General features: G+C 65.3%; 24 protein-coding genes and 1 tRNA gene. 16 read left to right on the top strand and 9 right to left on the bottom strand.

Annotated elements, in window-relative coordinates; genetic code table 11:
- Positions 1 to 96: 96 nt before the first annotated feature.
- Positions 97 to 1,305, bottom strand: a complete 1,209-nt coding sequence (locus ASC89_RS26050; RefSeq protein ID WP_197421420.1) for an ABC transporter substrate-binding protein — start codon at positions 1,303 to 1,305, stop codon at positions 97 to 99.
- Positions 1,306 to 1,533: 228 nt separating this feature from the next.
- On the opposite strand from ASC89_RS26050, the gene ASC89_RS26045 reads away from it, so the two are divergent.
- The 5 genes from ASC89_RS26045 to pyc all read left to right on the top strand — a co-directional run bounded on the left by ASC89_RS26045 (position 1,534) and on the right by pyc (position 8,923).
- Positions 1,534 to 2,604, top strand: coding sequence for a glycine betaine ABC transporter substrate-binding protein (locus ASC89_RS26045; RefSeq protein WP_056003508.1), 1,071 nt, complete (start codon positions 1,534 to 1,536; stop codon positions 2,602 to 2,604).
- A 281-nt stretch (positions 2,605 to 2,885) separates the two neighbouring features.
- Positions 2,886 to 4,385, top strand: a complete 1,500-nt coding sequence (locus ASC89_RS26040; protein ID WP_056003505.1) for a bifunctional diguanylate cyclase/phosphodiesterase — start codon at positions 2,886 to 2,888, stop codon at positions 4,383 to 4,385.
- Positions 4,386 to 4,402: 17 nt separating this feature from the next.
- A complete protein-coding gene (locus ASC89_RS26035; RefSeq protein WP_056003502.1) occupies positions 4,403 to 4,873 on the top strand; it encodes an N-acetyltransferase in 471 nt (156 codons plus the stop codon).
- A gap of 116 nt (positions 4,874 to 4,989) precedes the next feature.
- Positions 4,990 to 5,400, top strand: coding sequence for a TIGR01244 family sulfur transferase (locus tag ASC89_RS26030; RefSeq protein ID WP_244488567.1), 411 nt, complete (start codon positions 4,990 to 4,992; stop codon positions 5,398 to 5,400).
- Between the two features lie 82 nt (positions 5,401 to 5,482).
- Positions 5,483 to 8,923, top strand: coding sequence for a pyruvate carboxylase (pyc, locus tag ASC89_RS26025; RefSeq protein ID WP_056003500.1), 3,441 nt, complete (start codon positions 5,483 to 5,485; stop codon positions 8,921 to 8,923).
- 3 nt (positions 8,924 to 8,926) lie between these two features.
- Here pyc and ASC89_RS26020 read toward each other — a convergent pair whose 3' ends face one another.
- Positions 8,927 to 9,346, bottom strand: coding sequence for an EVE domain-containing protein (locus ASC89_RS26020; RefSeq protein WP_056003497.1), 420 nt, complete (start codon positions 9,344 to 9,346; stop codon positions 8,927 to 8,929).
- Between the two features lie 241 nt (positions 9,347 to 9,587).
- Between ASC89_RS26020 and ASC89_RS26015 the strand changes: the two genes are divergently transcribed.
- Positions 9,588 to 10,409: a helix-turn-helix domain-containing protein gene (locus tag ASC89_RS26015; RefSeq protein ID WP_082533611.1), complete on the top strand. Its 822-nt coding sequence runs from the start codon at positions 9,588 to 9,590 to the stop codon at positions 10,407 to 10,409.
- A gap of 4 nt (positions 10,410 to 10,413) precedes the next feature.
- Positions 10,414 to 10,523 (top strand) — tRNA-OTHER (locus tag ASC89_RS26010).
- 236 nt (positions 10,524 to 10,759) lie between these two features.
- Here the strand turns inward: ASC89_RS26010 and ASC89_RS26005 are convergent.
- Positions 10,760 to 11,092 carry a YkvA family protein gene (locus tag ASC89_RS26005; protein WP_056003491.1) on the bottom strand — a complete coding sequence of 111 codons (333 nt, stop codon included), beginning with the start codon at positions 11,090 to 11,092 and terminating at the stop codon, positions 10,760 to 10,762.
- An 88-nt stretch (positions 11,093 to 11,180) separates the two neighbouring features.
- Between ASC89_RS26005 and ASC89_RS26000 the strand changes: the two genes are divergently transcribed.
- Together ASC89_RS26000 and ASC89_RS25995 are read left to right on the top strand one after the other, a co-directional pair.
- A complete protein-coding gene (locus ASC89_RS26000) occupies positions 11,181 to 11,768 on the top strand; it encodes a TetR/AcrR family transcriptional regulator (RefSeq protein ID WP_056003487.1) in 588 nt (195 codons plus the stop codon).
- A gap of 11 nt (positions 11,769 to 11,779) precedes the next feature.
- Complete coding sequence (locus tag ASC89_RS25995; protein WP_056003484.1) at positions 11,780 to 12,160, top strand: RidA family protein; 381 nt, start codon at positions 11,780 to 11,782, stop codon at positions 12,158 to 12,160.
- 7 nt (positions 12,161 to 12,167) lie between these two features.
- Here the strand turns inward: ASC89_RS25995 and ASC89_RS25990 are convergent, their stop codons facing one another.
- On the bottom strand, positions 12,168 to 12,377 hold the full coding sequence (locus tag ASC89_RS25990) for a DUF4287 domain-containing protein (protein WP_056003481.1): 210 nt from the start codon (positions 12,375 to 12,377) through the stop codon (positions 12,168 to 12,170).
- A gap of 145 nt (positions 12,378 to 12,522) precedes the next feature.
- Here ASC89_RS25990 and ispG point away from each other — a divergent pair, with 145 nt between their 5' ends.
- The 3 genes from ispG to ASC89_RS25980 are packed head-to-tail and all read left to right on the top strand — an operon-like array spanning position 12,523 to position 14,296.
- Positions 12,523 to 13,761 carry a flavodoxin-dependent (E)-4-hydroxy-3-methylbut-2-enyl-diphosphate synthase gene (gene ispG / locus ASC89_RS25985; RefSeq protein ID WP_056003925.1) on the top strand — a complete coding sequence of 413 codons (1,239 nt, stop codon included), beginning with the start codon at positions 12,523 to 12,525 and terminating at the stop codon, positions 13,759 to 13,761.
- On the top strand, positions 13,758 to 13,880 hold the full coding sequence (locus ASC89_RS29175) for a hypothetical protein (RefSeq protein ID WP_274532731.1): 123 nt from the start codon (positions 13,758 to 13,760) through the stop codon (positions 13,878 to 13,880). The genes ispG and ASC89_RS29175 overlap by 4 nt, the downstream gene beginning before the upstream one ends.
- 59 nt (positions 13,881 to 13,939) lie before the next feature.
- Positions 13,940 to 14,296: an antibiotic biosynthesis monooxygenase gene (locus tag ASC89_RS25980; RefSeq protein WP_056003479.1), complete on the top strand. Its 357-nt coding sequence runs from the start codon at positions 13,940 to 13,942 to the stop codon at positions 14,294 to 14,296.
- Between the two features lie 177 nt (positions 14,297 to 14,473).
- Here ASC89_RS25980 and ASC89_RS25975 read toward each other — a convergent pair whose 3' ends face one another.
- Positions 14,474 to 15,379, bottom strand: a complete 906-nt coding sequence (locus tag ASC89_RS25975) for a polyprenyl synthetase family protein (RefSeq protein ID WP_056003923.1) — start codon at positions 15,377 to 15,379, stop codon at positions 14,474 to 14,476.
- Positions 15,380 to 15,582: 203 nt separating this feature from the next.
- Between ASC89_RS25975 and rpmF the strand changes: the two genes are divergently transcribed.
- The 3 genes from rpmF to ASC89_RS25960 all read left to right on the top strand — a co-directional run bounded on the left by rpmF (position 15,583) and on the right by ASC89_RS25960 (position 17,830).
- The gene (gene rpmF / locus ASC89_RS25970) at positions 15,583 to 15,765 is read left to right on the top strand and encodes a 50S ribosomal protein L32 (RefSeq protein WP_055886755.1); all 183 of its coding nucleotides are present in this window, start codon (positions 15,583 to 15,585) and stop codon (positions 15,763 to 15,765) included.
- A gap of 106 nt (positions 15,766 to 15,871) precedes the next feature.
- Complete coding sequence (gene fumC / locus ASC89_RS25965) at positions 15,872 to 17,266, top strand: class II fumarate hydratase (RefSeq protein ID WP_056003476.1); 1,395 nt, start codon at positions 15,872 to 15,874, stop codon at positions 17,264 to 17,266.
- A gap of 108 nt (positions 17,267 to 17,374) precedes the next feature.
- A complete protein-coding gene (locus ASC89_RS25960) occupies positions 17,375 to 17,830 on the top strand; it encodes a hypothetical protein (RefSeq protein ID WP_244488559.1) in 456 nt (151 codons plus the stop codon).
- Between the two features lie 52 nt (positions 17,831 to 17,882).
- On the opposite strand, the gene ASC89_RS25955 is transcribed toward ASC89_RS25960, so the two are convergent.
- The 3 genes from ASC89_RS25955 to gloB all read right to left on the bottom strand — a co-directional run bounded on the left by ASC89_RS25955 (position 17,883) and on the right by gloB (position 19,593).
- Positions 17,883 to 18,140 carry a hypothetical protein gene (locus ASC89_RS25955; protein ID WP_055886749.1) on the bottom strand — a complete coding sequence of 86 codons (258 nt, stop codon included), beginning with the start codon at positions 18,138 to 18,140 and terminating at the stop codon, positions 17,883 to 17,885.
- Positions 18,141 to 18,264: 124 nt separating this feature from the next.
- Positions 18,265 to 18,813, bottom strand: coding sequence for a GNAT family N-acetyltransferase (locus ASC89_RS25950; protein WP_056003473.1), 549 nt, complete (start codon positions 18,811 to 18,813; stop codon positions 18,265 to 18,267).
- A 3-nt stretch (positions 18,814 to 18,816) separates the two neighbouring features.
- Positions 18,817 to 19,593 (bottom strand): hydroxyacylglutathione hydrolase, encoded by a 777-nt coding sequence (gloB, locus tag ASC89_RS25945; protein WP_056003468.1) that lies wholly within the window; start codon positions 19,591 to 19,593, stop codon positions 18,817 to 18,819.
- 91 nt (positions 19,594 to 19,684) lie between these two features.
- Here gloB and ASC89_RS25940 point away from each other — a divergent pair, with 91 nt between their 5' ends.
- Positions 19,685 to 20,428: a class I SAM-dependent methyltransferase gene (locus tag ASC89_RS25940; protein ID WP_055886738.1), complete on the top strand. Its 744-nt coding sequence runs from the start codon at positions 19,685 to 19,687 to the stop codon at positions 20,426 to 20,428.
- A 22-nt stretch (positions 20,429 to 20,450) separates the two neighbouring features.
- Here ASC89_RS25940 and ASC89_RS25935 read toward each other — a convergent pair whose 3' ends face one another.
- Positions 20,451 to 20,777, bottom strand: coding sequence for a hypothetical protein (locus ASC89_RS25935; protein ID WP_055886735.1), 327 nt, complete (start codon positions 20,775 to 20,777; stop codon positions 20,451 to 20,453).
- Positions 20,778 to 20,908 lie beyond the last annotated feature (131 nt).

The following is a 20,908-nucleotide window of genomic DNA, read 5'->3' as shown; positions in this document are numbered from 1 at the left end:
ACCAACGGTCTGCTTGCAAGAGGCGGCAAAAGAAAAAGGCCCGGGATCGCTCCCGGGCCTCGGAATTGGTGCAGGCCTGAGGCCTCGGGAAGGTGCTTACTTCACCGGGCCGACTTCGACGAACTTGCCGTCGGTGACGCCAACCTCGACGATGATGCCGTCGACGTCGCCGGCCTTGTCGAAGTCCGCCGGACCACCAGCGCCATCATAGTCGATGTCGGTGCCGGCCTTGATCAACTCGAGCGCCTTGGCCCACTCGCCGGGCAGGATCTTCTCGCCCGGAGCCGAAGCGACTTCACGCAGAGCGGCCGAAAGGCCTTCGCGCTTGGCCGAACCGTTCTTCTCGATCGCGAGGGCGAGGAGGAACGCAGCGTCGTAAGCCTGCGGCGCATAGGTCGCCGCCGGGTCCTGGCCGGCATCGGTCGCCAGCTTGATGTAGGTGTCGGCCGAGGCACCGGTATAGGCACCGGCGCGGGTGGCGATGATCTTGCCGTTGACGGCAGCCGGATCGAGGCCGGTCACCAGGTCGTCGCCGATCATGCCGTCGCCGCCGACGAATGCGGTGAATTCGCCGCCTTCGATGGCCTGCTGCAGCACAGTCTTGCCCGAGCCCGAAGCGTAGGCGAGGATGACGAGGTTCTGCGAGCCGCCCGAGGACAGCTGGCCGAGCTCGGCGCGATAGTCGGCCTTGCCGTCTTCATGCGCGATGTTGGCCGACACAGTGCCGCCATTGGCGGTGAACTGGGCGACGAACACGTCGGCGAGACCCTTGCCGTAGTCGTTGTTCACGTAGGTGACGGCAACGTCCTTGATGCCCTTCTGGGTCAAGAGGTCAGCAAGCTTGACGCCCTGGAAGGCGTCCGACGGAGTGGTGCGGAAGACCAGGTCATTGTCTTCGAGCGTGGTGAGCGCCGGCGCCGAAGCCGACGGCGAGATCTGCACGACGCCGCCCGGGATGCCGGCAGCAGTGGCAGCGCCGATGGTGGCGCCGGTGCAGAAGGCGCCGACAATGGCGGTCACCTGGTCGGTGTTGACGAGCTTGTCGGCGGCCGGGCCGGCCACGGACGGATCGCAGGCGCTATCACCGGTGACGGAGACGATCTTGCCGCCGCCGAGGATGCCGCCCTGGGCGTTGACCTGGTCGAAGGCCAGCTGGGCGCCGGCGACGATCGGCGGCGCCAGGCTTTCGATCGGCCCGGTCAGATCGCCAAGAATGCCGATCTTGACGTCTTCGGCGAGCGCCGGAACTGCGAGACCGAGCACGGTCGCGGCAACGGCGAGGCCAAGGATACTGGATTTGTTCATGATGTCCCTCTGCAACGTCGCTCCGCCGTGCGGCGTTGTTTACCGCCGTCTCCACCGAAGCAACAATCAACGGGGGCACAACCCGTGCCCCGCTGCGGGCGATATTGCATAAATTGCGAAGGCGAGTCATCCGCTTTTGATCAAGTGGTAAAAGTCCCGCCGGACATTTGTCTTAAGGGGTTCCGGCCCTATAAGTTCCCCTCTGATCCGTTCCTTGTGCCCGGTCCGATGACAAAGCTGCTGCGCTGCCTCTTCATTCTCGTACTGGCTCTGTCGCTTGAGAGCGCCGTGGCGCAGGAGTCCGTGCAAACCCTCGACCCGCCCGCCGGGGGCGCGGCGGCCGATCCGGCGATCGGCGAGGCGCCGCCTCCGCCGCCCTGCGGCACGCAGCAACTGGCCATCGCGCGCATGGCCTGGCCATCCTCGGCGCTATTGGCCGAGGTGCATTCGCGGCTCCTCACCGCCAACTATTTCTGCAACGTCGCGGTACAGGAAGGCGACCTGGCCGCCACGGGCTCGTCGATGGGCGCCACCGGCCAGCCCGCGGTGGCGCCGGAGCTGTGGATCGGGCGGATCGCCGATATCTGGAACGCCGCGATGAAGGGTCAGAAGGTGCGGCAGGCCGGAGCGCCCTATGCCGATATCACCTTCGAAGGCTGGTTCGTGCCCGAATACGCCGCGACCCAGTGGCCGGAGGTGACGACGATCGAGGGGCTCAAGGCGCATGCCGCCGATTTCGGCGACGGCAATGGGCGCGGCAAGTTCATCTCCTGTCCGGTCGACTGGGGCTGCGCCGTGGTGAACCGCAACATGCTGCGCGCCTACGGGCTCGACCAGTTGTTCGATATCGTCGAGCCGGCCAATAGGTTCGAACTCGATACGCTGATCGCCGAGGCGGTAGGACGGAACGAGCCGATCCTGTTCTATTACTGGCAGCCCAATGCGGTGCTGGCGCAGTTCGCCTTCAAGCCGGTGACGCTCGCCGCCTATGACCGCGATGCGTTCCTGTGCATGGGGCGCACCACCTGCGCTTCCCCGACGCCGACCGGCTTTGCCCCTGACCCGGTCGTGGTGGCGCTGGCCGAGTGGGTCTATCTCGACGCGCCGCAGGTCGCGGCCTATTTCGGCCGGGCGCGCATGCCGTTCGCCGAAATGAACCTGATGTTGCAGCAACTGGGCGAGGCAGGAGCGACGGTGGAAACCGTGGCCGACCGGTTTATCGCCGAACGCAGCGAAATCTGGCGACCGTGGGTCGGGTTGCCGCCACTGGAGCCGCCGGCCGAGCCGCCGCCGCAGTAACGCTTCATTAGCCACGCTTGCGGCACCAGGGCGACAGTTGCTGCACTGTCATGAAGCCTGGCTAGCCTGCTTGGCCGATCATTCGGCGCCATCGCCCTAGGCGCTTGTATTCGTTGTCATAATTCTTCGTCGTTAGGCCTTCCGAAAGCTTCTGGGAGGAGGCTGCCGCACGATTGTGCGCGGCAGGCCGCGTGTCATCGATTGTTTTGTCGCGCTTTCGAGAGGGAAAAGTCTCTCAACTTTCCCTGAAAGCGCTCCGGCGGAGCCAGGAGGCCCTTTCGTTGCAACGCCAAGCCTCACTGCAGCATGTCATCAGGACCTACCGGCTGGTGTTCGCCGGGGTTGCGGCGCTGATCGTGGTGACGGGCGTGATCGCGCTCATCGGCTATTTCACCGATCCCCGCGCCATCGAGATGGTGGTGGTGCGGGTGCTGGCCGGCGCCAGCCTGTTGCTGCTGCTGCGCTGGGGCTATGTGCGGCTGCGGCAGGAGCTGGCGAGTGCTGCCGAGGAACAGCGGCAACTGCTCGATCTCGCCTATCGCGACGCGCTGACCGGGGCGCACACGCGTTCGTACTTCTTCAGCGCGCTGAAGCAGAGCCTCTATGGCAACGACCGGCCGGTCGCCTACCTGCAGATCGACATGGACAAGCTCAAGGTGCTCAACGACTCGCACGGCCATGGCGCCGGCGACGCGGCGCTGGTGCACCTGGTGAAGACGCTGAAGACCCTGCTGCCTGATGCGCTGATCGGCCGGCTCGGTGGCGACGAGTTCGGCATTGCGCTCATCGGCCAGGACAGCAGGCCGGCGCTGGTACGGCTGGGCGACCAAATTCTTGCCACGCTGGGCCAGCCGATCAGCATTGAGGGGCGGCCGATCCGGCTCTCGGCCACCATCGGGGTGGCGCTGTGGCCGCAGGACGCGGCCGAGCTGGATGAGCTGATCTCCAAGGCGGACCTGGCGCTCTACAAGGGCAAGAAGGAAGGCCGGGCCGCGACCGTGGCGTTCGAGAGTGAGCTGATGGCCGACGAGCGGCACAAGCGCTTCGTCGAGCGCGACCTGCGCGCGGCGATCCTGCTCAACGAGCTCGAGCTGCACTACCAGCCGATCTTTGCCGTCGACGGCACGACGCTCGTCAGCCATGAGGCGCTGGTGCGCTGGCAGCATCCGGTGCGCGGACAGGTGCCGCCCGGCGATTTCATCGGCATTGCCGAGCAGTCCGACCTGATCGACAAGCTGGGCGACTGGGTATTGCGGCGCGCCGCGGCCGATCTCGCGGCGCTCGGAACGCCGCATGTCGGCATCAATGTTTCGGTGGTGCAGTTGCGGCGCGGCGATTTCGCCGAGCGCTTTGCCGATATCCTGATGGAGGCCGGAATCAGCGGCAGCCAGATCGTCATCGAGATCACCGAGTCGCTGCCGCTCAAATCCGGGACGGTGGAACTGAGCAATATCGAGGCGCTGCGGGCGCTTGGGGTGCGGGTGGCGATCGACGATTTCGGCAGCGGTTTCGCCAGCCTCGAATATCTCAGGGGCTTTCCGTTCGACATCATCAAGATCGACCGCTCATACGTCGCCAACCTGCCGGGCAGCCGGATCGACGGGCTGATCGTCACCTCGATCGCCAAGATCGCGCAGTCGATGCAGGTTGAGGTGATCGCCGAGGGGGTGGAGACCGCCGAGCAGCTGCAGTTCCTGCAACAAGCCGGGGTAACGGCGCTGCAGGGCTATTTGCTGGCCCGGCCGGAACCGCTGCGGTCGCGCTTTGCTTCCGCCGCCTGAGGGCGTAGCTCTAGGCCATGATCACCCAAGACCCCATCAAGATCCGCATCGCCGAGCCGCATGAGGCGGGGGCCATCGCTGCCATCGTGGTGGCAGCCTATGCCAAATGGGTGCCGCTGATCGGACGCGAGCCGATGCCGATGCGGGTCGACTACGAGAAGGCGGTGCGCGAGCACCGGTTCGACCTGGCGGTCGAGGGAGAGACCATTCTCGGGCTGATCGCGACGGTGCCGCACCCCGACCACCTGTGGATCGACAATGTCGCGGTGGCGCCGGTGGCGCAGGGCCGTGGCATTGGGCGCATGCTGCTGGCCTCTACCGAGCAGCGAGCGATCGCGGCCGGTCATCCCGAACTGCGGCTCGTCACCAACGGAGCGTTCGAGAGCAATGTCGCGCTGTACACGCGGATCGGGTTCGTCGTGGACCGGATCGAGGATTTCCTCAACGGCAAGGCGGTTTATATGCGGAAGCCGTTGCACGAGACCTAATCCAAAGTCGTGAGACTTAGGGCTGGCGCTGGCGCGCCTTGCCTCCCGACGAGGCCGATGTCTATAAAGGCTTCCGGGAAGACCCAGGCATATCTATCGGAGTATGTGATTTGGACGTGAAGCGGATCAACGACCACGTGAGCGTGTCCCCGCAGATCAGCCCCGAGGATGTGGCCGCCATCAAGGCCCAGGGTTTCGTCGCTATCATCAATAACCGGCCGGACGGGGAATCCCCGGACCAGCCTTCCGGCGCGACGATCGAGCAAGCGGCGCACGACGCCGGCCTCGCCTATCACTACATTCCGCTCGGCCGCGAGGGCATCAGCGCCCAGATGGTCGAGGAGACCAAACAGGTGCTCGAGGGGAGCACCGGCCCCGTGTTCTGCTACTGCCGTTCCGGCACCCGCTCGACGACCCTGTGGGCGTTGAGCCAGGCCGGCAAGGCGCCGGCCTCCGAGATCATCTCGGCGGCAGCGAATGCGGGTTACGACATGTCCCACCTCGCGGGACATCTGAGCCAGAAATAGGGGCAGCGGCCCCTCGGGCCGCGGCCCTCGTCTCCCTTGCCGGCACTCGCGTGCCTCGCCCCCTCCTGCTCGGGTTAAATCGATGCCGATCAAGAAAATCCTTGTCGCCAACCGTAGCGAAATCGCCATCCGGGTGTTTCGCGCCGCCAACGAACTGAACATCAAGACGGTCGCCTGCTATGCCGAAGAGGACAAGCTGGCGCTGCACCGGTTCAAGGCCGACGAAGCGTACCTGATCGGCAAGGGCAAGGGCCCGGTCGAAGCCTATCTGCAGATCGACGAATATATCCGCATCGCCCGCATCTCGGGCGCCGACGCGATCCACCCGGGCTATGGCCTGCTCTCGGAGAGCCCTGAGTTCGCCGACGCCTGCGAGGATGCAGGGATCATCTTCATCGGGCCGCGGGCCCAGACGATGCGCGACCTCGGCAACAAGGTGGCGGCGCGCAACATGGCGATCGCCTCCGAGGTGCCGGTGGTGCCGGCGACCGAGGCGCTCCCCGACGACATGAATGAAGTCAAGCGCATGGCCGCCGCGATCGGCTATCCGCTGATGCTGAAAGCGAGCTGGGGCGGCGGCGGTCGCGGCATGCGCCGGATCATGGACGAGTCGACGCTGGTCCACGAAGTCTCCGAGGGCAAGCGCGAAGCCAAGGCGGCGTTCGGCAAGGACGAGATGTACCTCGAAAAGCTGATCGAGCGGGCCCGCCACGTCGAGGTGCAGCTGATCGGCGACGACCACGGGAACCTAGTGCACCTGTTCGAGCGCGATTGCTCGGTGCAGCGGCGCAACCAGAAGGTGGTGGAGCGCGCGCCGGCGCCGTATCTCAGCCAACAGGTGCGCGACGACCTCACCGGCGCGGCGATCCGGCTGGGCCAGGCGGCGAACTACCGGGGCGCTGGCACGGTCGAGTTCCTGCTCGATGCCGATACCGACAAATTCTACTTCATCGAAGTGAACCCGCGCATCCAGGTCGAGCACACGGTGACCGAAGTGGTCACCGGCATCGATATCGTGAAGGCGCAGATCCGGCTGCTCGAGGGCGCGGTGATCGGCACGCCCGAATCCGGCGTGCCGAAGCAGGAAGACATCCGGCTCAATGGCAATGCCATCCAGTGCCGCGTCACCACCGAGGATCCGGAGCACAACTTCATTCCGGACTATGGCCGCATCACCGCCTATCGCGAGGCGACCGGGTTCGGCGTACGCCTCGATGGCGGCACCGCCTATGCCGGTGCGGTGGTCACCCGGTTCTACGATCCGCTGCTCGAAAAGATCACCTGCTGGGCGCCGAGCGCTGACGAGGCGATCGCCCGCATGCACCGGGCGCTGCGCGAGTTCCGCATCCGCGGCGTCGCGACCAACCTGGCGTTCCTCGAGAACATCATCACTCACCCGGATTTCATCGAGAACCGCTACACCACGCGGTTCATCGACACGACGCCGGCGCTGTTCGATTTCAAGCAGCGGCAGGACCGGGCGACCAAGCTCCTCACCTATATCGCCGACGTCACCGTCAACGGCCACCCGGAAGTGCGCGACCGGCCGCGGCCGCCGGCCGACGCCGCGGCGCCGGTGGTGCCCGAATACGAGCCGCTGATCGTCGTCGAGGGATCAAAGCAGATTCTCGACCGTGACGGGCCCAAGGGCCTGGCGCGCTGGATGAAGGCGCAGGAACAGGTGCTGTTCACCGACACGACGATGCGCGATGCGCACCAGTCGCTGCTCGCCACCCGCATGCGCTCGTTCGATATCACGCGTATCGCCCGGGCCTATAGCCGCGGGCTGCCGAACCTGTTCTCGCTCGAATGCTGGGGTGGCGCGACCTTCGACGTGTCGATGCGCTTCCTCAACGAGGACCCTTGGGAGCGGCTTGCGGCAGTGCGCGAGGGCGCGCCCAATATCCTGACGCAGATGCTGCTGCGCGGTTCGAACGGCGTCGGCTACACTAACTACCCCGATAACGTGGTGAAGTTCTTCGTCTCGCAGGCGGCGAAGGGCGGGGTCGACGTGTTCCGGGTGTTCGACTGCCTCAACTGGGTAGAGAACATGCGCGTCTCGATCGACGCGGTGATCGAGGCCGACAAGGTGGCCGAAGGCGCCATCTGCTATACCGGCGACCTGCTCGACCCCGATCGGGCCAAGTACGACCTCAAATATTATGTCGGGCTGGCCAAGGAGCTCGAAGCCGCCGGCGCGCATGTGCTGGGGCTCAAGGATATGGCGGGGCTGCTGAAGCCCGCCGCGGCCAAGAAACTGATCGAGACACTGAAGCAGGAAATCGGCCTGCCGATCCATCTGCACACGCACGACACCTCGGGCGCGGCTTCCGCGACGATCATGGCGGCGGTGGATGCCGGCGTCGATGCGGTCGATGCGGCAATGGACGCGCTGTCGGGCACGACGTCGCAGCCGACGCTCGGCTCGCTCGTCGCGGCGCTGAAGGATGGGCCTCGTGCCCCCGGGCTCGACCAGAAGGTGATCCGCGAGATCTCGTTCTACTGGGAAGCGGTGCGTAACCAGTATCGCGCCTTCGAGAGCGACCTGAAGGGCGGCGCCTCGGAAGTGTACCTGCATGAAATGCCGGGCGGGCAGTTCACCAACCTTAAGGAGCAGGCCCGTTCCCTTGGTCTGGAAAGCCGTTGGCACCAGGTGGCGCAGACCTATGCCGACGTGAACCAGATGTTCGGCGACATCGTGAAGGTGACGCCGTCGAGCAAGGTGGTGGGCGATATGGCGCTGGCCATGGTGTCGGCCGGGCTGACCCGCGCCGATGTCGAGGACCCGCAGCGCGATATCGCCTTCCCGGATTCGGTGGTCGGGTTCTTTGCTGGCGACCTGGGCCAGCCGCCGGGTGGGTTCCCCGCCGCCCTGCAGAAGAAGGTGCTGAAGGGCAAGAAGCCGCTGACCCAACGGCCGGGCTCATACCTCAAAGACGTCGATCTCGAGGCCGAGCGCAAGAAGGTAGTCAAGGACATCGGCGGTGAGGTCGATGACAAGCGGCTCGCCTCGTACCTGATGTATCCCAAGGTGTATGCGGACTTCGTCAAGACGCAGGACAAGTACGGCCCCACCGAGGTGCTGCCGACGCCGATCTATTTCTATGGTCTCAAGGAGGGCGAGGAAGTGTTCCTCGACCTCGAGAAGGGCAAGACCCTGGTGCTGACCTACCAGGGCCGTACCGAGACCAACGAAAAGGGTGAAGTGCGCGTCTTCTTCGACCTCAACGGCCAGCCGCGCACCATCACCGTGCCGGACCGGCTGAAGGTCGGCGAGGTGAAGGTCCGGGCCAAGGCGGCCCTGGGCGACGCCCAGCAGATCGGCGCGCCGATGCCGGGCGTGATCTCGTCGCTCGGCATCAAGGTCGGCGACAAGGTGGTGGCCGGCGACGTGCTGCTGTCGATCGAAGCGATGAAGATGGAAACCGCCATCCACGCCGAAGCCGACGGCATTGTCGCCGAGGTCACGGTGAAGCCAGGCGACCAGATCGACGCCAAGGACCTCCTGGTCCGGTTCGAATAAGCCTCAGACTTCCGCACCCATTGCCGTGGCGATGGTGCGGAAGTCGCTCTCACTGATCTCGAACAGGCCGAAGCGCATCTGGTAACCCCAGTTGGCCTTGCCACGGGTGAACTCGAGCCGCTCGAGCAGTGGTGCGATCGGGGCTTCGACTGCCTCGACGTAATCGACATTGCGTCGCCAGGGTGTGAAGTCGCCGCCCATCACGCCCTGGTAGAGCGCTTCGTCGCGCACCCGGCCGATGGTGGTGAAGCTTTGCAGCCGGTCCTTGCCGCCGATGGTCTCGGCCGGCGAGTAGTAGGTGACCCCATCGCCGGCGCGGATGCGCTGGAGCGGGGCTTTCTTGCCGTGGTTGACCTGCATGAAGCCGGCGCGCCCGCGACGGGCGTGTTCGGCTGAGGCCACTGCGATCCAGTACTTGGTCATGGTCGGTCTCCGTCATCGCGGAGACCCTGGACCGGGTAACTGTCAGTTTTCGGCAGTGGTGAGCACAGAATGGCGCTTGCCGTCCATCGCCCAAGGCGCAGCCTGGAAGCCGGATGAAGCTCGCTGCCGCTTCCCGTTGCGCATCCCTCCGAACTTGTGCCGCTTTACGGCGCCGACGACGAAGGGTTAGCCGCACCTATTTCGTATCTATCCGTGGTCTGACAGCGCGTGTGCCGCGTGCATGACGTGTTGCTGTCGCCTGAATGTCGGCTATAGCAGGGTCATGGAAAAGCAGATGACAGTGTCAAACGGCGAAAGAGTGCGGGAGCTCCGCGAGAGCGCCGGCATGACTCAGGAAAAGCTCGCCATTATGAGCAAGGTCGATCGTCGAACCGTGCAGCGGGCCGAGCAGGGAACCCGGCTGCAGATGGAGACGCTCTCGAGCCTTGCAGCGGCGCTCAACGTCCCTGTTTCGCAGATCATTTCGGTAGAGACGCAGACAGAAGAGCTCGACGAACTCACGGCGAAGAGCCTTGTTGTCCTCAACCGAGTCCAGTCTGGAATAGCGCTGCTCAACGTTGTGCGCGACAGCTTTGACGGCAAGATCGCCTGCGAAGCAGAGCCCACCCCCGAGAATATCGAAGCGCTCACGAGCGTCATCAGCAAGCTCGAAGAGCTTATGCCTGACCCGTGGCGTCGAGCCCAGGACAACATCACGCTCACGCTGTCAGATAGGCTGCGGGCAGCGGTCAAGATTGGTGAGCAGATTAAGGTCCTTCAGGACATGGGCGTGGCTTTCTACGCCGGAACCTACACCGCCAGCAGCCAGATTCCGCGGCAAGACTATGACACTGGCGAAATGTATATCACCAACCGTTCGCGGTACGAGCTTGTCACGAATTTCGTGGTGATCGTGGCTCCGCTTTCGAGCGGCGACCGTATCACGGTGAAGGCAAACAACATCTACGTGCCCCCCACCGCACCGGCGTTCGAGAGCGGCGGTTTTGAAAGCCCAGCTGAGGAGACGACCTCGTCAGCGGCGGATGAAGAGGTTACTTTCTAAGTTTCGCAACGTAGCTCAGCCGGAAGAGCACCCCGTTTTCGACACTTTGGGATTCTGTAGCAAGACCCATTATGGGCGGGGAGGTCGCAGGTTCAAGTCCTGCCGTTGCGCCCACTATCGAACAAGCCAAACTAGTGCGGTCGCCGCGACGGCGCGGCCTTCCGTCCACATTGCTACAACCACGGTCCCCCTGGGAGAGGGTTGGGGTAAGGGGCAGTACGACTCAACCGTGAAACGATCTAGCTAGAGGACTGGCAATCGGTCCAGCAGCCCGTCGAGGAAGCTCGCCAGCCAGTGTTTCAGCGACTGGGGTTTGTCGCGGCCATACTGTTCTGAGCTGAGCGCCATGGTCAGCGCCGGCGATAGGTGCCGTCGATCTCCTTGGCGCCGTCGGCCGTACGCCGGTAGATCGGCGCCTTCTGCGGCAGCAGCTTCACGATCAGGCTGACCAGCAGCGGCACGACGATGAAATCGTCGACCCAGCCGAGCAGCGGGATCATGTCGGGGATCAGGTCGATCGGGCTCAACAGGTAGGCCGGCACCAGCAGCATCAGCGCCTTCAGGTGCACCGGCGTCTCGGCGGAGACGAAGGCCCGCCAGAGCGTGATGAGTTCCTTGCGGAAGGTGAGGAAGCGGGCGAGGAGCGAGAACCTGTTCATGCCGTAGAAATGGTCTCGGCCCATGACGGCTTCAAGGGGTGCTGCAGACGGTCGCAGACTCGGTGTAGATTTTAGAACTTGCATTCTAAAATGTACGTTCTACAATTCTGCCATGGCTAGAACACGCAGCTTCGATCGCGACGCCGTCCTTGCAGCCGCCGGCAATGCCTTCCGGCAGCATGGCTATCGCGATGCCTCGATCGCCGAGCTGGAGCGGGCAACCGGGCTCGTGTCGGGCAGCATCTATAATGCGTTCGGGGACAAGGCCGGGTTGTTCCGGGCGGCGCTCGAGCACTACGTGCACGGCTTCGTGCGCCAACGGGTCGCCGCGTTCGCCGGGGCGGATGCGGGGCTCGAAGAGCTGGAGCAGCTGTATCTTTCGGTACTGGAACCGCCGCTGTCGGATGGCTACGGCTGCCTCGTCAACAATTCGATCATCGAGTTCGGCACTGCACCGGGCATCGCGTCGGATGGCATTGCCGAAACGCTGACGCTGGTGCGCGAGGGGATTGCGAGCGTGCTGGCCCGCGAGATCGGCTCGGTCGGCGCCGAACGCGAGGTCATGCAACTGGTGCTGCTCTACCATGGCGTGCTGACGCTTTCGCGCAGTGGCACCAGCCTCGAAGCGATGCGAGGGGCGGTCAGCGCCACGTTCGAGCGGCTGCATGCCAGCCGTGCCCAACACAACAAGAAGCAGTGAGAGGATCCACCATGCTGACAATGCTCAACCCCGGCGGCAATGCCCCGCAGGCTCCGTACAGTCACGGCGCGCTTGCCACCAACGCCACGCGCACGCTCTACATTTCGGGGCAGGTTGGCGTCGACGCAGCCGGTCGGATGGGCGCCGATATCGGCGAGCAGGCGCAGATCGCCGTCGCCAACCTCAATGCCGTGCTGGCGGAAGCGGGAATGACCCCGGCCAACCTCGCCAAGGTGACGATTTACCTCACCGACGACAGCCTGATCCCCGGTTTCATGCAGGCGGCCGGCGGCGGCTTGCCGTCACCGCCACCGGCGACGACGCTGCTGGTGGTGAAGGCCCTCGCTGCGCCACCACTGCTGGTCGAGATCGAGGCGATAGCCGTCGACTGAAGCGGTGCTACTTCAGTCCGGCGCGATCCCTCAGCAGCTTGACGATCGCCATGGCGTGGCCGTGGCCGAGTTGGTAGTCGGCCTTCAGCCAATCGGTGATTTGTGTGGCCTTGGTGCCGGGTTTGGTGAAGCCCTTGGTGGTTGCAAGGCTGATCCACTGGTCCGGCGTGACGCCGGTCTGCTTCTCGATATTGTCGAGATAGGCTTGGAAGGTCATGAGCGGCTCGCTTCAATCGGTCACGCATTCGTAACATTGCGCCCTCAACCTCAAAGGCCTATTTGCTGAGGCGGCAAGTCCATGATTGTCGCGCTTCGAGCGGGAAGCGACTGCAACTCTCGCTGAAGCGCTCCAGGGGTTTTCGATGAGCATTTCTCCCCGTCGGCAGTCGGTCGGCGTCAATGTCGGTGGCGTGATGGTGGGCGGCGGCGCGCCGATCGTCGTGCAGTCGATGACCAATACCGATACCGCCGATATCGAGGCGACAGTGCGCCAGGTGGCGCAGCTGTGGCGCGCCGGCTCCGAGATCGTCCGCATCACCGTCGATCGCGATGAGGCCGCGGCAGCCGTGCCGCATATCCGCGACCGGCTGGCAGCGCGCGGCATCACTGTGCCGATCGTCGGCGATTTCCACTATATCGGCCATAAGCTCCTGACCGACCATCCGGCGGCGGCGGAAGCACTGGCCAAATACCGGATCAACCCGGGCAATGTCGGCTTCAAGGCGAAGCGCGACACGCAGTTCGCGACGTTGATCGAGCTGGCGATGAAGTACGACAAGCCAGTGCGCATCGGGGTGAACTGGGGGTCGCTCGACGAAGAGCTGCTGACCCGGCTGATGGACGAGAATTCCGCCTCGGCGACGCCGGTTTCGGCGGCCGCGGTGCAGCGCGAGGCGATCATCCAGTCGGCGCTGCTCTCGGCGCAGCGGGCGGAGGAGCTCGGGCTCGGGCGCGACAAGATCATCCTCTCGACCAAGGTGTCGGACGTCCAGCACCTGATCGCGGTGTATCAGGACCTCGGGGCGCGCTGCGATTATGCGCTGCACCTGGGTCTGACCGAGGCCGGCATGGGCTCGAAGGGCATCGTCGCCTCCTCGGCGGCCATGGGCATCCTGTTGCAGCAGGGGATCGGCGACACTATTCGCGTGTCGCTGACGCCCGAGCCGGGCGGCGACCGCACGCAGGAAGTGCGGGTGGCGCAGGAGCTGCTGCAGACCATGGGCTTCCGGCAGTTCCTGCCGGTGGTCGCGGCCTGCCCGGGCTGCGGGCGCACCACGTCGCAGACTTTCCAGGTGCTGGCCAAGGAAATCCAGGACCACCTGAGTGCGTCGATGCCGGAATGGAAGGAACGCTATCCGGGCGTCGAAAGCCTGTCGGTGGCGGTGATGGGCTGCATCGTCAACGGCCCGGGGGAATCCAAGCACGCCAATATCGGCATCTCGCTCCCCGGCACCGGCGAAACCCCGGCGGCGCCGGTGTTCGTGGATGGCCAGAAGGTCGCCACGCTGCGCGGCGCCGACGTCGCCGAGCAGTTCAAGGTGATGGTCGCCGACTATATCGAGAAGCGCTTCGGCACGGCCGAAAAGACCGCAGCCGAATGAGCCGCCTGCGCGACTGGCTGTTCACCGGCGAAGCGGCGCGACGGCGCTGGCTGTGGCTCGGGGTGCTGGCCGTGCTGCTCGTCGTGCTGTGGCTGACGGGTAACCTCAGGCAGCAGTAGGGGCCACCGGCGCCAGCTTGCTATGCTCCCGGCGTCAGAATCGCGCCGAAGGCCTCAAAATGCCGAGCCCAACTCTGCCCGAGCCGCCCTATTACATGGTCAGCTTCGCCTCGCAGCGAACCCCCGGCGACAACGGGCACCACGAGATGGGCGCCGCGATGCTCGAGCTGGCGCGCCGACAGCCGGGCTTTCTCGGTTTTGAGAGCTGCCGCGACGCCAGCGGCTTCGGCATCCTCAATTCGTTCTGGACCGATGAGGATGCCATCCGCAACTGGAAGGCCGTAGTCGAGCACGACGAGGCGCAGCGGCGCGGACGGGCCGAATGGTATGCGGGTTACCAGATCCGCATCGCGCTGGTGCAGCGGGCTTATGGGTTTGATGGGCGGGAGAGGGCCCATGACCTAGAACATCTCTAGCGCCAGTGCGGGATGACCCCCACCCCTGTCCCTTCCCCCTCAAACAGGGGGAGGGAGACGACAAACGGCGAACTCAGAGTGAGGCTCTCCCTCCCCATTCCGGGGCGCTACGCGTCCCCTAGAGGGGGAGGGGACAGGGGTGGGGGGCCGCAGCCACCGGTGGCAGCGGTCAGCCCGCTAGCTCTCCCGTTCGGCGAAGAACCGGGCGGTGGCGCGGAGGCCGTCGGCGCGGTGGTCGAAGGGGAGCAGTGCGGTGAGCGCGTCGTGGATGACCTCGCCGAGCTGGCGCTGGGCGGCTTCGACGCCGATGCGGGCGACGATGGTCTGCTTGCCCTTTTCGGCGTCCTTGCCGGTGGCCTTGCCCAGCGCTTCGGCGGAGGCGGTGACGTCGAGGATGTCATCGGCGAGCTGGAAGGCGCGGCCGGCAGCTTCGGCGTAGCTGGTGAGGTGGGCGAGGTCGGCGTTCGAGGCGCCACCGAGGATGGCCCCGATCCGCACGGCGGCGCGGATCAGGGCGCCGGTCTTCATCGCCTGCATCTGGGCGATGGCGCGCTCGGTGAGGAAACTCGTCTCGCCCTCGATGTCGCGCATCTGGCCGCCGACCATGCCGCCGGCTCCGGCGCAGGTCGCGAGCTCGGTGACGAGACGAACACGAATGGCGGGATCGGGATGGGTGGCCTCATCGGCGAGCAGGGCGAAGGCGTGGGTCAACAGCGCATCGCCGGCGAGGATGGCGGTGGCATCGTCATAGGCTTTGTGGACAGTGGGCTGGCCGCGGCGCAGATCGTCGTCGTCCATCGCCGGCAGGTCGTCGTGCACCAGCGAGTAGCAGTGGATCATCTCGACGGCGAGGCCGGCAGGGATGGTCGTGGCAGGCGCGGTGCCGAAGACGCCGGCGGCTTGGCGAACCAGCAGGGGACGGAGGCGTTTGCCGCCGTTGAGACTGCCGTGGCGCATCGCCGCGATCAGGCGGTCGGCCGGGATACCGGGGCCAGAAAGGGCAGGGGCAGTGAGCAGAGCGTCGAGCGCCTGCTCGATATCGCTGGCAGTGCTGGCGAGTTCGTCGGGAAAGCTGTAGGTCACGGTTGGAGCGTCCGGGAGGGTCGAGCGCTTGTAGCGGATTTGCACTGGTGCAGGAACTGCGCCGCAAACCCGCACATGAGCCAATTTCGCCCCTTCCCATCCGTGCGATTGTGCTCTATAGACGCCCCCAATTCCCGACAGACCCTGTCTGTTAGACGCCGGAACGCCTTCGGCGAAACGCTATTGATCCAGGAGTAACAACCATGGCAGTGCCAAAGCGCAAGACCTCGCCGATGAAGCGCGGGTTCCGCCGCTCCGCCGATGCGCTGGCCACCCCGGCCTATGTCGAAGACAAGGACTCGGGTGAGCTGCGTCGTCCGCACCACGTCGATCTGAAGACCGGCATGTATCGCGGCCGGCAGATTCTGCAGCCCAAGAGCTCGTAAGCCTTCGGGCCGGCGCTCCCTTGCGCACCAAACGATAGATATTTCGCGGCCGGCTCCCAGATCAGGGAGCCGGCCGTTTCCATTTGTTCCAGAGGTTTTTCCGGCTATGGGCACGCGCGTCGAATCGGATTCCATGGGCACGATCAACGTGCCGTCGGAAAAGTACTACGGGGCGCAGACCGCCCGCTCGCTGGCCAATTTCGACATCGGCGGCGAGAAGATGCCGACCGAGATCATCCGGGCCTTCGGCATCCTCAAGAAGGCAGCGGCGCTCGCCAACCACAAGCTGGGGCTGATGGACCAGGCGACGCGCGACCTGGTGGTCGCGGCTGCCGACGAGGTGATCGCCGGCAAGCTCGCCGAGCACTTCCCGCTGGTGGTGTGGCAGACCGGCTCGGGCACCCAGTCGAACATGAACGTCAACGAGGTGATCTCGAACCGCGCCATCGAGATGGCCGGTGGCGTGATGGGCTCGAAGAAGCCGGTGCACCCGAACGACCACGTCAACATGAGCCAGTCGTCGAACGATACCTATCCGACGGCGATGCATATCGCGGCGGTCGAGGCGATCGAGAACTACCTGGTCGACCGGGTCATGCTGCTCAGGAATACGCTCGACGCCAAAGCGACCGAGTTCATGGGCGTGGTGAAGATCGGCCGCACGCACCTGCAGGATGCGACGCCGCTGACCCTCGGCCAGGAGATTTCCGGCTGGGTGGCGCAGCTCGACCTGGCGCTGAAGGCGATCCGTGCCACGCTACCGCAGCTCTATGAGCTGGCGCTGGGCGGCACCGCGGTCGGCACCGGGCTCAATGCGCATCCGAAATACGGCGAGACGGTCGCGGCGGAGATCGCGACGCTCACCGGGCAGCCATTCGTCACCGCGCCGAACAAGTTCGCGGTGATGGCCGGTCACGATGCATTTGTCGGGTCGTCCGGGGCGCTGAAGCAGCTGGCGGCGGCGCTGATGAAGATCGCCAACGACGTGCGCTGGCTGGCCTCCGGCCCGCGCTCGGGCCTGGGCGAGATCACCATTCCGGAAAATGAGCCGGGCTCGTCGATCATGCCGGGCAAGGTCAACCCGACGCAGGCCGAGGCGACCACCATGGTCGCGGTGCAGGTGATGGGCAATGACGCGGCGATCGGCATTGCGGCGAGCCAGGGCAATTTCGAGCTCAACGTGTTCAAGCCGGTAATCGCCTACAACTTCCTGCAGTCGGTACGGCTGCTTGCCGATGCGGCCAAGAGTTTCAACGATCACTGCGCGGTGGGGATCGAGCCGGACCGTGACCGGATCAAGCAACTGGTCGATCAGTCGCTGATGCTGGTGACGGCGCTGAACCGCAAGATCGGCTATGATAATGCGGCCAAGATCGCCAAGCATGCGCACAAGAAGCGTTCGACGCTGCGCGAGAGCGCCATCGAACTGGGCCTCCTCACCGGCGAGGAATTCGACGCCGAAGTGAAACCCGAGCAGATGGTCGGCCCGCTCAAGCTCTGATCCAGGGGCAGGGCTCTTAGCACATCAGTGCGAAAGCGCACGGCGGGGCTGGCGGGGGCGGCCCGGCTTTGGCATTGTGCCCCGCACTAACCGATCAGGGAACGCGCCATGTCCGACAATACGGTATTCATCCCCCAGGGTGGCCGCGCCGCGCGCAACGGCGCCTTCATTCCGCCGCTGCTGCTGATCCCGCTGATCGCCTATAACTTCTTTGCCTTCCTGTTCATGGGCGGCAATCCGGCGGGCTGGAGCCAGCAGCTGTTGACCATTCCGATGGTCTCGGGCGTCTCGTGGTCGCTGACGGCCGGCGACCTGATCCTCGTGGTGGGCCTCGTCTGCCTGTTCTTCGAGGTGCTGAAATCCACCAATACCGGACGCAACTCGGTGATCGAGCACATGCTCTCGGTGGTGGTGTTCGTGATCTTCCTCGTCGAATTCCTGCTCGTCGGGGCGGCGGCGAGCTCGGTGTTCTTCATCCTGATGATGATGGCGATCGTCGATGTGGTGGCGGGCTTTACCGTCTCGATCACCGGCGCCGGCCGCGACGTGACCATGGGCGGCTGAGGCCGCCCACACTTCAGGGTGGCGGGCGGCTGAGACCGCCCAACTCAGCGCTTCAGGTGACGATGGTTTTGCGGTAGCCGGCGGGCATGCGCCGGACCGTGATCTTGCTGCCATTGGCATAAGCGTCGACCGCCTGCCCAACCGGGGCCCGGCGGCGCTCGCGCTGTGGCGCGAGGTGCTGGCGGGCGGCGATCAGCTGGCTGAGGAAATCGGCGTGCGCGGGGGTGTGGACGAGCATCAGCCGCTCACGTGGTGCTTCCTGCACCACCGGCAGCGTGAACACCTGCTTTGTCGTCCCGTTGTCGTCCATCGCCTCGGACCTGGTGTCGGTCCGGCGCGACGGCCTCGTTAGGCTGCCTCGCTCGGACCATGGGAGTAACGTCGCCATGACCGGGAGAGGTTGCAATGTTTCGTTGGCAGTTTCCCGTGTTTCATCAAGAAAGGGTTAACCGCATCACGTGCCGGCGGGTACCGGCTTTCCCCACCTCGACGAAGCCCAAACCCTCGAAGGCAGGGACAAACCCCATGAAACGATAGCTGGGGGACGAAGGGGCGACAGGGTAGGCTTCTAGGATGTCGGCCTTGCGCTTCCGCGCATGGGCAATGGCGGCGGCAATGAGCTGGCGGCCGAGCCCTTCACCGCGGAACTGCCGGCGGACATACATGCAGGTGAGCGACCAGATCGCTTCGCCCGCCTGTTGGTCAGGGCCGCCGAGGTTGCGGAAGCTGTCCCGCGGCGCGATCGACACCCAGGCGACCGGCTCGCCATCGGCATAGCCGAGCAGCCCGACCGGCACGCCGTCCTCGATGCGGCCGAGGATCTGCCGGCGCCGCGCCGGCCCCTGGTTGTCCTTGATCTCCTCGGGCGTGGCCCGCCAGGTCATGCACCAGCAGGGTTTCGGCCCGCCCGGGCCGGCAAACAGCGTTTCGAAATCCTTGGCCGTTGACCGGGTGACCGGCTTGAAGGCCAGCTTGTCGGGCATCCGCTACCCTTTGAATTCGTCCTTGGCCTTGCGTAAAGCGGCGAACACCTTGGCGGGTTCCGCATCGGCGGCAAGCCCCATGGCCTTGGCCAGTACCGGCTGATCGGCGCGGAGGAACGGGTTGCTGGCCTTTTCGAGCCCCAGCGTCACCGGAATGGTGTACTTGCCGGCCTCGACCATGCGCTTGACCTCGGCGGCGCGGATGTTGAGCGCCGGGTTCTTCGGGTCGACGCTCAGGGCAAAGGCGGCGTTCGAGGCGGTGTATTCGTGGCCCGGATAGACCAGCGTATCGTCGGGCAGGGCGCGCAACTCCTCGAGGCCGTTCCACATCGGGCCGGGCTTGCCCTCGAACATGCGGCCGACGCCGAGCGAGAACAGTGCATCGGCGGAGAACAGGTGCCGGCCGGACGGGTCGTAATAGACGATGTGTCCCAGCGTATGGCCCGGGGTCTCGATGACGATGAAGTCGGTATCGCCAAGCGACACGGTATCGCTGGCCGAGACCAGCACCTCGAGCCCGAGGATCTTCGAAGCCTCGGCCTTGGGACCGACGACGCGCACCCCATATTCACGCTTGAGGGCCGGAATGCCTTCGACGTGGTCGGTGTGGTGATGGGTGATGAACAGGTCGGTCAGCTTCCAGCCGCGGCGCTGCAGCGCTTCCTTGATGGCCTTGGCGTCCGGCGCGTCGATCGCGGCGGTGCGGCCGCTGGCGACATCGTGGACGAGGTAGCCGAAATTGTCGGAACGGCAGAGGAAGGTGTCGATCAAGAGGGGCACGTGGGGGAGTCTCCGGGTCAGGCGCGCGCCGCGCGGGTGGCATGCGGCAGCGAAGCATGACAGAAACTAGAGAAGGTTTTCGGACAACGCCATGACCTCGCATGTCGAGCGGCTGATCGGCTTCTACAAGTCGCCCCTGGGAAAGATCTCCCGCGCCCTGCTGCGCGAGGAGGTGCTGCGCTTTGCCGGCAATGTGCGGGGCTTGCGGGTGCTCGGGCTGGGCTTTGCCACGCCCTATATGCGCTTCACCCTGGAAAAGGCCGAACGGGTGATCGCTGTGATGCCGGCCCGGCAGGGCGCTTCGGCCTGGCCGCGCGAGGGCCCGTCGCATACCGTACTCTGCGACCCGCTGGAACTGCCGCTCACCGATGCCGCCGTCGACCTGATCATTGCGGTGCATGCCTTCGAGCATGTGAGCGACACTGAAGAACTGATGCGCGAGCTGTGGCGGGTTTCGGCGCCCAATGCGCGGCTGATCGTCGTGGTGCCGAAACGCCGCGGCACCTGGTCGTCGATCGACACGACGCCCTTCGGCGACGGACACCCGTTCTCGCGCGGGCAGCTGGAGCGGTTGCTGCGCGACCACAGCTTCGTGCCCGAGCAATGGCGCGACGCGCTCTATGTGCCGCCGTCGCAGCACGCGCTGGTGCTCAAATCGACGCGCTTTTTCGAGCGGGCCGGCCGGATGTTCGGGCCAACCTTTGCAGGCGTCCACTGCGTGCTGGCCCGCAAGGAGCTGTTCCCGGCGGTGCCGCGGCGAAAGAAAGCCGAGCGGCTGATCAAGGTGCCGGCCCTCGCGCCGCAGGCGGCGATGAAGCTGCCGCGAGAGCGCTGACGAGGCGCATTCTTGCGTTGGCCTAGAGCGCGCTCTCGACGTTCATTTCCGGCCTCAGATGGACCGCGACCTCGCCCGACCAGGGCTCGGTGACGCCTCGGCCGCCGCCAAGGTCCTCGAGCAGCCCGCGGAAGCGGTCGAGCATGGCGATCATCTGGGGCCGGGACTGCACCAGATTGCTCATCTCCGCCCAGTCGCCGACGACACAGAAGTCGCGCTCACCGGTCTTGACCACCCAGAAATTGCGGAGGCCCGCCATGTCCGAGCTGACGATATCGCGGTGGAGGGCGATGAACTCCTCCTCGCGGCCGGGCTTTACCCGCATATGCACGATGTTCATTGCCGTCATCGGATCCTCCTCCGTCTCGACAAGTACGCCGCGCCCTATCCTAGCAGATGTCGGGGCAACTGGGGCCGGGATTCCTTTGCAAGCGTGGGCGCCATCCCCTATGGTCCGGCCGATTTTTGACCCGGCTTCCC

It is taken from the genome of Devosia sp. Root413D1, assembly GCF_001425235.1.
Lineage (GTDB): Bacteria > Pseudomonadota > Alphaproteobacteria > Rhizobiales > Devosiaceae > Devosia_A.
The sequence above is the reverse complement of the archived record's forward strand: the minus strand, read 5'-3'. Positions and strand labels throughout refer to the sequence as shown.

Coding starts and splice junctions, on each gene's coding strand:
- ASC89_RS26005 (WP_056003491.1), bottom strand. CDS start 11,092: ATGGGCCGAGACCATTTCTACGGCATGAACAGGTTCTCGCTCCTCGCC.
- ASC89_RS25955 (WP_055886749.1), bottom strand. CDS start 18,140: ATGGACGACAACGGGACGACAAAGCAGGTGTTCACGCTGCCGGTGGTG.
- ASC89_RS25960 (WP_244488559.1), top strand. CDS start 17,375: ATGTCCGACAATACGGTATTCATCCCCCAGGGTGGCCGCGCCGCGCGC.
- ASC89_RS26050 (WP_197421420.1), bottom strand. CDS start 1,305: ATGAACAAATCCAGTATCCTTGGCCTCGCCGTTGCCGCGACCGTGCTC.
- ASC89_RS25995 (WP_056003484.1), top strand. CDS start 11,780: ATGCTGACAATGCTCAACCCCGGCGGCAATGCCCCGCAGGCTCCGTAC.
- ASC89_RS25990 (WP_056003481.1), bottom strand. CDS start 12,377: ATGACCTTCCAAGCCTATCTCGACAATATCGAGAAGCAGACCGGCGTC.
- ispG (WP_056003925.1), top strand. CDS start 12,523: ATGAGCATTTCTCCCCGTCGGCAGTCGGTCGGCGTCAATGTCGGTGGC.
- pyc (WP_056003500.1), top strand. CDS start 5,483: ATGCCGATCAAGAAAATCCTTGTCGCCAACCGTAGCGAAATCGCCATC.
- ASC89_RS26015 (WP_082533611.1), top strand. CDS start 9,588: ATGACGTGTTGCTGTCGCCTGAATGTCGGCTATAGCAGGGTCATGGAA.
- ASC89_RS25940 (WP_055886738.1), top strand. CDS start 19,685: ATGACCTCGCATGTCGAGCGGCTGATCGGCTTCTACAAGTCGCCCCTG.
- rpmF (WP_055886755.1), top strand. CDS start 15,583: ATGGCAGTGCCAAAGCGCAAGACCTCGCCGATGAAGCGCGGGTTCCGC.
- ASC89_RS25935 (WP_055886735.1), bottom strand. CDS start 20,777: ATGACGGCAATGAACATCGTGCATATGCGGGTAAAGCCCGGCCGCGAG.
- fumC (WP_056003476.1), top strand. CDS start 15,872: ATGGGCACGCGCGTCGAATCGGATTCCATGGGCACGATCAACGTGCCG.
- ASC89_RS25950 (WP_056003473.1), bottom strand. CDS start 18,813: ATGCCCGACAAGCTGGCCTTCAAGCCGGTCACCCGGTCAACGGCCAAG.
- ASC89_RS26045 (WP_056003508.1), top strand. CDS start 1,534: ATGACAAAGCTGCTGCGCTGCCTCTTCATTCTCGTACTGGCTCTGTCG.
- ASC89_RS26020 (WP_056003497.1), bottom strand. CDS start 9,346: ATGACCAAGTACTGGATCGCAGTGGCCTCAGCCGAACACGCCCGTCGC.
- ASC89_RS25980 (WP_056003479.1), top strand. CDS start 13,940: ATGCCGAGCCCAACTCTGCCCGAGCCGCCCTATTACATGGTCAGCTTC.
- ASC89_RS29175 (WP_274532731.1), top strand. CDS start 13,758: ATGAGCCGCCTGCGCGACTGGCTGTTCACCGGCGAAGCGGCGCGACGG.
- ASC89_RS26000 (WP_056003487.1), top strand. CDS start 11,181: ATGGCTAGAACACGCAGCTTCGATCGCGACGCCGTCCTTGCAGCCGCC.
- ASC89_RS26035 (WP_056003502.1), top strand. CDS start 4,403: ATGATCACCCAAGACCCCATCAAGATCCGCATCGCCGAGCCGCATGAG.